Raw genomic sequence first — 9,421 nt, 5'->3', positions numbered from 1 at the left:
CCTCCCCACCCCCCCGCCCAACACCCCAAGCCCCCAAAACACCCTTCTCAAAAAAACCCTCCGCCCCCAACCTTTTTCCGTTGCGACGCGCGCGGTGTTTCTGTTTCCGACGTCTACTTCGACAGCGGTAACCCGGTCGGGGCCGGGATCTGTTCCACGGTGAGGCGCTTGCGGAACACCCAGTACGTCCAGCCCTGGTAGATCAGCACGACCGGCATGCACAGCAGCGCGGCCCAGGTCATCACCTTCAGGGTGTAGGCGCCGGAGGCCGCGTTGTGGATGTCGAGGTCGAACGCCGGGCTGATGGTGGACGGCATCACGTTCGGGTACAGCGAGCCCACCAGCAGGATCGTGGCCGACGCGATGGTGACGGCGGTGCCGACGAAGGCCCAGCCGTCGCGGCCCGCCGCGGTCGCGCCACCCGCCAGCACCAGGCCGACCACTGCGGCGCCCAGGGCCGCCCAGGTCCAGCCGTTGCCGTAGGCGAGCTGGGTCCACAGACCGAAACCGCCCACAATTACCACGGTCGGAATGAACAGGATCCGCACGCACTTGCGGGCGTCCTCGCGGACATCGCCACCGGTCTTCAGCGCCAAGAAGATCGCACCGTGCAACGCGAACAGGATGGCCGTGGTCGCGGCGCCGAGCAGGGCGTACGGGCTGAGCAGGTCCCACACCGACCCCACGACCTGTCGCTTCTCGTTCAGCGGCACCCCACGCACCAGATTGGCGAACACCCAACCCCACGCCAGCGCCGGAATCCACGAACCGATCCCGATGCCGACGTCACACCAGCCCCGCCACTTCGGCGAGTTGATCTTGGACCGCCATTCGATGGCGCACACGCGCACGATCAACGCCACCAGTAGTAGCAGCAGCGCCAGGTAGAACCCGGAGAACAGGCTGGCGTACCACTCGGGGAACGCCGCGAACATCGCACCGCCCGCGGTGATCAGCCAGACTTCGTTGCCGTCCCAGACCGGGCCGATGGTGTTGAGCAGCACGCGCCTGCGCGTGTCGGAGCCCTTGCCCAGGATCGGCATCAGCATGCCGACCCCGAAGTCGAAGCCCTCGAGAATGAAGTAGCCGGTGAACAAGACGCTGACCAGCACGAACCAGAATTGCTGCAGACTCATCGTGGTCTCCTAGTACGCGAAGGACAGCGGTTCGACAGGATCGGCACGGTGTTTACCGCCGCCACCGTCGTCATCGGGACCGGACTGATCATCGGCGGCCGTGGGCCCGGGCTCGGGCCCGACCACGGTGTAGCGGTGCATCAGGTAGTACCAGACCACCGCCAGCGCGCCGTACAGCAGCGTGAACACGGCCAGGGAGAAGATGACCGTGCCCGGCGCGTGATCGGAGACGCCTTGCGCCACGGTCATGCGAATGGTCTTGTCGCCGGTGAGATTGGGCACCACCACCCAGGGCTGACGGCCCATCTCGGTGAAGATCCAGCCCGCGCTGTTGGCCAGGAACGGGGTCGGAATGGCCAGGATCGACAGCCACGAGAACCATTTCTTGTCGGGCACCCGACCGCCGCGCGTCATCCACAGCCCGGCCAGCAGCAACAGCACCGGCCCGGCCAGCAGACCGACCATGCCGCGGAAACCCCAGTAGGTGACGAACAGGTTGGGCCGGTAATTGCCGGGCCCGTAGTCCTCGACGTAGGACTTCTGTAGATCTTCCACGCCCTGCAACGTCACACCGGTGAACTTGTCCTTGGCCAGGAACGGCAGCACATACGGCACCTGGAACAGGTGGTCGACGCTTTCACAGTTGTTGTGCGTGCCCACGGTGAGAATGGAGAACTTCGGGTCGGTCTGGGTGTGGCACAACGATTCCGCCGAGGCCATCTTCATCGGTTGCTGATCGAACATCAGTTTGCCCTGGATATCGCCGGTCATCCCCACCACCACGATCGACGCGGCCACCACCCACATGCCGGCTCGGGCCACCGGCCGCCACATGGTCTTGGCCTCGTCCTGTTTCGTGGCGTCGCCGCTGCGCATATTGCGCACCATGAACCAACCCGCGATACCCACGACGAATGTGGCCGCGGTCAAGAACGCGCCCGCGACCACGTGGGGGAACGCGGCCAGGGTGGTGTTGTTGGTGAGTAGCGCCCAAATACTGTCCAGCTCAGCACGTTTGGTTTCGGGATTGTATTTCGCGCCCACCGGGTGCTGCATGAACGAGTTGCCTGCGATGATGAAGAACGCGGAGGCGTTGACACCGAACGCGACGATCCAAATCGTGGCCAGGTGAACCAGTTTGGGCAGTCTGGTCCAACCGAAGATCCACAATCCCAGGAATGTCGACTCCATGAAGAACGCGATCAGCGCCTCGAATGCCAGTGGCGCACCGAAGACATCGCCGACGAACCGGGAGTATTCGCTCCAGTTCATGCCGAATTGGAACTCCTGCACGATGCCGGTGGCCACGCCGATGGCGAAGTTGATCAGGAACAGTTTCCCGAAGAACTTGGTCAGGCGGTACCAGTGCTCTTTCCCGGTGATCACCCAGGCGGTCTGCATACCGGCCACCAGTGGGGCCAGGCCGATGGTGAGGGGAACGAAGATGAAGTGGTAGACCGTGGTGATACCGAACTGCCACCGGGAGACGTCCAGGGTGCTCATTGCCAGCGAACTCATCTTCGGATCTCCTGCCATCGCAGTGAACTGTGGCCGAACCGCGTGCGCTTGGTGATTGTCGTCTGTGTCTAACGTCTGATGCGGATATCGAGATGAAATGGATGCATATCAATTTTCCGGCGGCGGGGGATAGGTGATGGTCGTGCCCGCCACGTGGGCGAAGTCGGTGAGCTGGTGGTCGGGTGCGCGGGTGGCGGACATGATGTCGCGCACCTGCACGCCCCGGACCAGCAGCGCGTCGCCGACCAGCGAGCGGTGGCACCGCCACGGCACGGCTTCGGCGCACATGATCGCCGTGGTCGCTTCGCCCGCGAGGTCGACGAGTTCGTCGATGCCCGCGCGGAATTCCGGTGTCTGCATGTAATCGGCATACTGGCGAAACGACGCATTGCGCCAGCCGGCGTTGGTATCACCGGTTTGACCGTGCCGCAGCCCGCCCAATGCCGCGAGATACACATAGCGAATGCCCGCCGCCTGTAGCGTTTCAGGGAGAACTTCGCGGCCGAACTGTGGATTGTGGCGTGACCGGGGAACGGTGCGGATATCGACCAGTTGGGTGACGCCATAATCGTTGAGCAGACCGACGAATTCGTCCGCGGTCCGCGTGGAATGGCCGATCGTGTACACAGTCAGCACTGCTCGATCCTAGGTCACGATCTCGCCGATTCCGGTCACGACTCGGCGATTGTCTTGGCGCGCAGGAGGACGTCTTCGACCATGGCGGGAGTGACCCGGCCGGTGGCGGTATTGCGTTGGCTCACGTGATAACTGCCGAGAATGGTGACCGCGCGACCGTCGGGGTGGGTGATCACGACTTCCGCGCCGTGCGTGAAACGGGGGCGTGGGCGGGGAATGTTCCAGCCGCCCTCGAGCAGCACCGCGAACAGGGCCTGCCATCCGAACGCGCCGAGCACGACCAGCACCCGCAGCGTGCCGCGGAGCAGTTCCAGTTCCCGGCTCAGGAACGGGGCGCAGGTGTGTCGTTCTTCGGGTGTGGGTTTGTTCTGTGGCGGGGCGCAGTGCACGGGCGAGGTGAGGCGGGTGTTGATCAGCTCGATGCCGTCGTCGCGGCTGACCGGGTGCGCGCCGGTCGCGAGACCGACCGCGTGCAGTGCGCCGAACAGCACAGTGCCGCTGGGGTCGCCGGTGAACATGCGGCCGGTCCGGTTCCCGCCGTTGGCCGCAGGCGCGAGCCCGACCACCAGGATGGCCGCGTCGGCAGGCCCGAAGCCGGGCACCGGTCGACCCCAATAGTGTTCGTCGCGGAAGGACGCGCGTTTGACCGTGGCGACTTCCTCACGCCAGGCGACCAGTCGGGGGCAGGCCCGGCAGGTGGAAACCAACTGGTCGAGCGCGGCGATGCTGCGGGTGCCTTTCGCCTGTTGCGGGGCGGTTTCCGGGTCTTGGCCGGTCATCGGCACAGTCTAATCGGCGGTGTCGATGCGACTTCGAGACAGTTCGCTGGACGAACCACCTGCGCGGTACCGCCAGTACCACGTACATTCGGGGAATGCTGTCCCCTGAGATCGTGAGCGCCGACGGAGTCGTGCGCGGTCGTGTGGGCCGTCGGATCGCCCGATGGCGTGCCCTGCCCTACGCCGCCCCGCCCACCGGACCGTTGCGGTTGCGCGCGCCCCAGCCCGTTCGGCCGTGGTCGGGGGTGCGGGCGGCGACCGAGTTCGGCTTCGCCGCGGTGCAGAACCCCCAGGGCGCCCGCGTCGGCCCGCGCACCTGGCAACCGACCGGCGAGAACTGCCTCACGCTCAATGTCACCGCCCCGGCCACGACATCGGCGACACCGCGCCCGGTCATGGTGTTCTTCCACGGTGGCGGGTACCTGCTCGGCACGTCCAGCATGTATTCGGGCGCGCGGTTGGCCGCCCGCGGTGACGTGATCGTGGTGTCGGTGAACTACCGGCTCGGCGCGCTGGGTTACGTGGACTTCAGCGAATTCTCGACGCCGGAAAGACCTTTCGAGTCGAATCTGGGTCTTCGGGATCAGGTCGCGGCGCTGGAATGGGTGCAGCGCAATATCGCCGCGTTCGGCGGCGACCCGGACAACGTCACCATTTTCGGGGAGTCGGCCGGCGCGCACGCGGTGGTCAGCCTGCTGGCCACGCCGTCGGCGGCAGGCCTGTTCCACCGGGCGATCGCGCAGAGCGCCCCCGCGGACTGGACATCGACACCCGAGCAGGCCCGCCGGTTCGCCCGCCGCTGCTTGGAACGGCTGGGCGCCACTACCGCCGACGCGGCGACGGTCCTGAGCACCCTGCCCGCGAAGGAGCTCGGCCGCGCGGGCGACCGTGCGCTGGCCAGATCCCTGCGCGAGGAGCCCGGCAACTTCCCCTTCGCCCCCGTCGCCGACGGCGAATTCCTGCCCGAGGCGCCCCTGGACGCGATCGCGGCGGGCCGGGCACATCCGGTGCCGTTGATCATCGGCACCAACCGCGACGAGGCCACGCTGTTCCAGCGTTTCGCCAAGGCGATCCCGCACACTCCCGAGCAGCTCACCACCATCTTCGAACGCTACGAGCCCGGCGCGGAACAGCTCGTGACCGGCAGCTATCGCGGCTACCCAGCCCCTCGGACCGCGGTGCGCATCGGCGGCGACCACCTGTTCCTGCGCCCCACACTGGCCGTGCTCGAGGGCCACAGCGCGTACGCCCCGACTTTCGCGTATCGGTACGACTATGCCCCGCGCGCACTGCATCTCGCGGGCTTCGGCGCCACCCACGCCCTCGACCTCGTTCCGGTCTTCGGCTGGGTGGATGGCCCGGTCGGCCGCGCGATGACGGCGGCAGGCGGTCGGCGCGCGTTCCTCGCCGTCCAGGACTACATCCAGGACAACTGGTTGAATTTCGCCCGCACCGGCCAACCGTTGGCGCCCTGGACGCCGTACACGGCCGAGCAGCGAACCACCTGCATCATCGACAATCCACCGCGCGTGCTGGTCGACCCGGATGCCGCGCGACGTGCGGCCTGGCAAGGCATTCGAAAGTGTGAAGCGTGAATGTGGAGCTCGACGCCGGGCAACTGGCGGATCGCATCAAAACGCTCTACGCCGAAGACGAGCAGTTGCGGGCGGCGCGGCCCGACGAGAACGTGCACGCCCGGGTGACAACACCCGGACTGCCGATCTCGCGCATCGTCGAGACCGCCATGACGGCGTACGGGGATCGTCCGGCGCTAGGTACCCGGCGAACCGAGCTGGTCGAGTCAGGCGGGCGCTGTTTCCGAAAGCTGTTGCCGGAGTTCGAATTCCTGACCTACGGCCAAGTATGGGAGCGGACTCGCGCGCTCGCCGCGGCTTGGCAGCGGGACGGCATCGTCGCGGGGGATTTCGTCGCGGTGCTGGGGTTTACCAGTGCCGACTATGCGGTGCTGGATCTGGCCACTATTCACCTCGGTGGGGCCGCGGTGCCGTTGCAGGGCGGCGCGGGTCTCGAGCAGTTGCGGTCGATTCTGGACGAGACCGAGCCGACGGTGTTCGCGGTCGATACCGCGCACCTGGACGTCGCCGTCGACGCTGTGCTGGCCGGTGCCACGCCGCATTCGCTGATCGTGTTCGACCACCACGCCGACGATGACGACCACCGAGATGCCCTCGCTCGGGCTCGGACCCGTTTGCGCGCAGGGGGATCGACCGTTGTGCTCAGCACGCTCGACGACACCGTCGCCCAGGGCCGTCTGGCCGAACCCGCACCGCTGCACGTGCCCGACGACGGTGCGGACCCCCTCGCGCTGCTGGTTTACACCTCTGGCAGCACCGGCACACCCAAGGGCGCGATGTACACCCAGCGCCTGGTCGCGGTGGGCTGGCAGCCGCGACGGCCGCTGACCGCGATCACGGTGAACTTCCTGCCGATGAGCCACATTGCCGCGCGGCTCACGCTCAACAGCGTGCTCGCCCGTGGCGGTATCGCGTATTTCGCTGCGGCGCCGGACCTTTCGACCTTGTTCGACGACATCGCGCTGGCACGACCGACCGAGATCTTCCTGGTGCCGAGGGTGTGCGACATGATCGCGCAGCGTTACCGTCGCGAGGTAGCCGAGCAGGGCTCGATGAAAACCGAACTGCGCGAACAGTTCCTGGGTGGACGCTTGATGTCGGCGTCCTGCGGCAGCGCACCGATCGCACCCGAACTGCGGGCCTTCATCGAGTCGGTGTCGGACCTGCGTCTGCACGACGGTTACGGCTCCACCGAGACCGGCGGCGGGGTCATCTTCGATACGAAGGTGATGCGGCCGCCCGTGCTGGACTACAAGCTCGTCGACGTGCCGGAGCTGGGGTATTTCGGCACCGACAAGCCGTATCCGCGCGGTGAGTTGCTGCTCAAGACCACCACCATGATCGCCGGGTACTACCGTCGTCCCGAGGTGACCGCCGAGGTGTTCGACGCCGAAGGGTTCTGTCGCACAGGTGATGTAGTCGCGGAGTTGGCACCGGACAGGTTGGTCTACGTCGACCGTCGCAACAACGTCTTGAAACTGTCCCAGGGCGAGTTTGTGACCGTGTCACGGCTGGAAGCGGTGTTCGAGGGTGCCGATCTGGTGCGCCAGATCTACGTGTACGGCAGCAGCGAACGGTCGTATCTGCTGGCAGTCGTGGTGCCGACCGAGGCTGCGCTGGCCGGACCTGCCGAGGAGCTGCGTGCCGCGGTGAGCGCATCGTTGCAGCGTGCCGCGATGTCGGCCGGGCTCGAGCCGTACGAGATTCCGCGTGACTTCCTCATCGAAAACGAACCGTTCTCCACGGCCAACGGGATGTTGTCGGGCATTGCGAAACTGTTGCGGCCCAAGCTGAAACAACGCTACGGCGACCGACTCGAACAGCTCTACACCGACCTGGCGCGCGGTCAGGAAGACGAACTCGAGCGCCTGCGGCACGAGGCCCCTGGCTTGCCGGTGTACGACACCGTCGTCCGTGCAGCGCGCGCTGTGCTCGGCGGCGATTCCGCGGACCTGGCCCCGGACGCACGGTTCGGCGATCTGGGCGGGGATTCGCTTGCCGCACTGACATATTCGAACTTGCTGCGTGAACTGCTCGGCGTGGATGTGCCGGTGAACGTCGTGCTCGGACCGTACAGCGACTTGGCGCGCATCGCCGACTACGTGCAGCAGGAACGCGAACCCGGCACGCGCAGAATAGATTCCGATGCGGTACACGGCCCGGCGGCCACCGAGATTCGCGCGACCGACCTGACGCTTGAGAAGTTCCTCGACGTCACCACTACCGCGCAGGTACCGGCAGCCACCCCGGCGAAGACGGTGCTGATCACCGGCGCGAACGGCTATCTCGGACGATTCCTCCTCCTGACCTGGCTCGAACGTCTCGCCCCTGTGGGCGGCAAGGTGATCTGCGTGGTCCGTGGTGGCGACGCAACCGCAGCGCGTGAACGTCTGGACGCGGCATTCGACTCCGGAGACGCCGAACTCAGCGATCTCTTCCAGACTCTCGCGAAGGAAACCCTCGAGGTTCTGCCCGGCGACATCGGCGAACCGAATCTCGGCCTGCCGCAACCTGTGTGGGATCGCCTTGCCGCCGAAGTCGACCTGATCGTGCACTCCGCGGCGCTGGTGAACCACATGCTCCCGTACACCCAGCTGTTCGGCCCGAACGTGGTCGGCACCGCCGAGATCATCCGCCTGGCACTGACAACCACCCGCAAACCGGTCACCTATCTGTCGACAGTGGCCGTCGCGGCACAGGGGGAGTCCTTCGCCGAAGACGGCGACGTGCGAACCATGAGCCCGGTCCGCCGACTCGACGATTCCTACGCCAACGGCTACGGCAACAGCAAATGGGCCGGCGAAGTGCTGCTGCGCGAGGCCTCCGAGCGGTTCGGTCTGCCCGTCGCGGTGTTCCGCTCCGACATGATCCTGGCGCACAGCCACTTCCGCGGCCAACTCAACGTCCCCGACGTCTTCACCCGCCTGCTGCTCAGCGTGCTGATCACCGGCTTGGCCCCGAAGTCGTTCTACCGCACCAATTCCCACGGCCACCGACAACGCGCTCACTACGACGGCCTACCCGCCGACTTCGTCGCCACCGCGATCACGGATCTAGGTGCCACCGTTACCACCGGCTACCGCACCTACGACGTCCTCAACCCCCACGACGACAACATCTCTCTCGACACCTTCATCGACTGGCTGACCGAAGCAGGCCACCACATCGACCGCATCGACAACTACGCCGAGTGGTTCACCCGCTTCGAAACCGCCCTGCGCACCCTCCCCGAACCCCAACGCAAGAACACCCTCCTCCCCGTCCTGCACGCCTACCGCCACCCCGCCCGCCCTCTACCGGGCTCGGCCCTGCCCGCAGACAACTTCCGTGCGGCGGTCCGCGCGGCACAACTAGGCACCGACATCCCGCACCTACCAACGGATCTCATCGCCAAGTACGTCCGCGACTTGACCCACCTCGGCCTCCTGAAATAGCTGGCAGTGGGGGAGGGGTGTCACCGGTCGGACAATCGCTGTAGGGCAGGGGAGGCCAAGGTGCAGTGGAGGTTTGAAGTGTCCGGGTACTGACGCCGGTGGTGGTCTCAGGCGAGCCGATGGCACTCAGTCGTGGCCACTCAAAAGGCAGAAGATAAATCATGATACGTACATATAGGCATCTACTAATGTGTTTGCCGATCCGATCAAACGGCGCGCCGCCCACAAACCAAAACCCTAAAGACGCATAGACGGGAGGCGGCCAGGCTGCCCGCAGAAGTAGTCGACCAACACGTTCGGAACTATGGTCGAATGCGGAACTG

6 protein-coding genes are annotated in these 9,421 nt (G+C 66.0%); 2 read left to right on the top strand and 4 right to left on the bottom strand.

Features of this window, described 5'->3' with window-relative positions:
* Window positions 1–113 precede the first annotated feature (113 nt).
* The 4 genes from cydB to ACFWVD_RS14550 form a co-directional block, all read right to left on the bottom strand.
* Window positions 114–1,136 carry a cytochrome d ubiquinol oxidase subunit II gene (cydB, locus tag ACFWVD_RS14565; protein WP_379242784.1) on the bottom strand — a complete coding sequence of 341 codons (1,023 nt, stop codon included), beginning with the start codon at window positions 1,134–1,136 and terminating at the stop codon, window positions 114–116.
* 9 nt (window positions 1,137–1,145) lie between these two features.
* On the bottom strand, window positions 1,146–2,639 hold the full coding sequence (locus tag ACFWVD_RS14560) for a cytochrome ubiquinol oxidase subunit I (protein WP_379243313.1): 1,494 nt from the start codon (window positions 2,637–2,639) through the stop codon (window positions 1,146–1,148).
* 123 nt (window positions 2,640–2,762) lie between these two features.
* On the bottom strand, window positions 2,763–3,290 hold the full coding sequence (locus ACFWVD_RS14555; RefSeq protein ID WP_379242782.1) for a DUF488 family protein: 528 nt from the start codon (window positions 3,288–3,290) through the stop codon (window positions 2,763–2,765).
* 35 nt (window positions 3,291–3,325) lie between these two features.
* On the bottom strand, window positions 3,326–4,069 hold the full coding sequence (locus tag ACFWVD_RS14550) for a uracil-DNA glycosylase (RefSeq protein WP_379242780.1): 744 nt from the start codon (window positions 4,067–4,069) through the stop codon (window positions 3,326–3,328).
* A 95-nt stretch (window positions 4,070–4,164) separates the two neighbouring features.
* Between ACFWVD_RS14550 and ACFWVD_RS14545 the strand changes: the two genes are divergently transcribed.
* Both ACFWVD_RS14545 and car read left to right on the top strand, forming a co-directional pair.
* Complete coding sequence (locus ACFWVD_RS14545; RefSeq protein WP_379242778.1) at window positions 4,165–5,664, top strand: carboxylesterase/lipase family protein; 1,500 nt, start codon at window positions 4,165–4,167, stop codon at window positions 5,662–5,664.
* Window positions 5,661–9,098, top strand: coding sequence for a carboxylic acid reductase (car, locus tag ACFWVD_RS14540; protein ID WP_379242776.1), 3,438 nt, complete (start codon window positions 5,661–5,663; stop codon window positions 9,096–9,098). Before ACFWVD_RS14545 ends, car begins: the two co-directional genes overlap by 4 nt.
* The last annotated feature ends 323 nt before the right edge of the window (window positions 9,099–9,421 follow it).

It is taken from the genome of Nocardia sp. NPDC058666, from assembly GCF_042714895.1.
Taxonomy (GTDB): domain Bacteria; phylum Actinomycetota; class Actinomycetes; order Mycobacteriales; family Mycobacteriaceae; genus Nocardia.
Note: the sequence above shows the minus strand (reverse complement) of the source record. Positions and strands in the feature narration are given on the sequence as shown.

Coding starts and splice junctions, on each gene's coding strand:
- ACFWVD_RS14550 (WP_379242780.1), bottom strand. CDS start 4,069: ATGACCGGCCAAGACCCGGAAACCGCCCCGCAACAGGCGAAAGGCACC.
- ACFWVD_RS14545 (WP_379242778.1), top strand. CDS start 4,165: ATGCTGTCCCCTGAGATCGTGAGCGCCGACGGAGTCGTGCGCGGTCGT.
- ACFWVD_RS14560 (WP_379243313.1), bottom strand. CDS start 2,639: ATGAGCACCCTGGACGTCTCCCGGTGGCAGTTCGGTATCACCACGGTC.
- cydB (WP_379242784.1), bottom strand. CDS start 1,136: ATGAGTCTGCAGCAATTCTGGTTCGTGCTGGTCAGCGTCTTGTTCACC.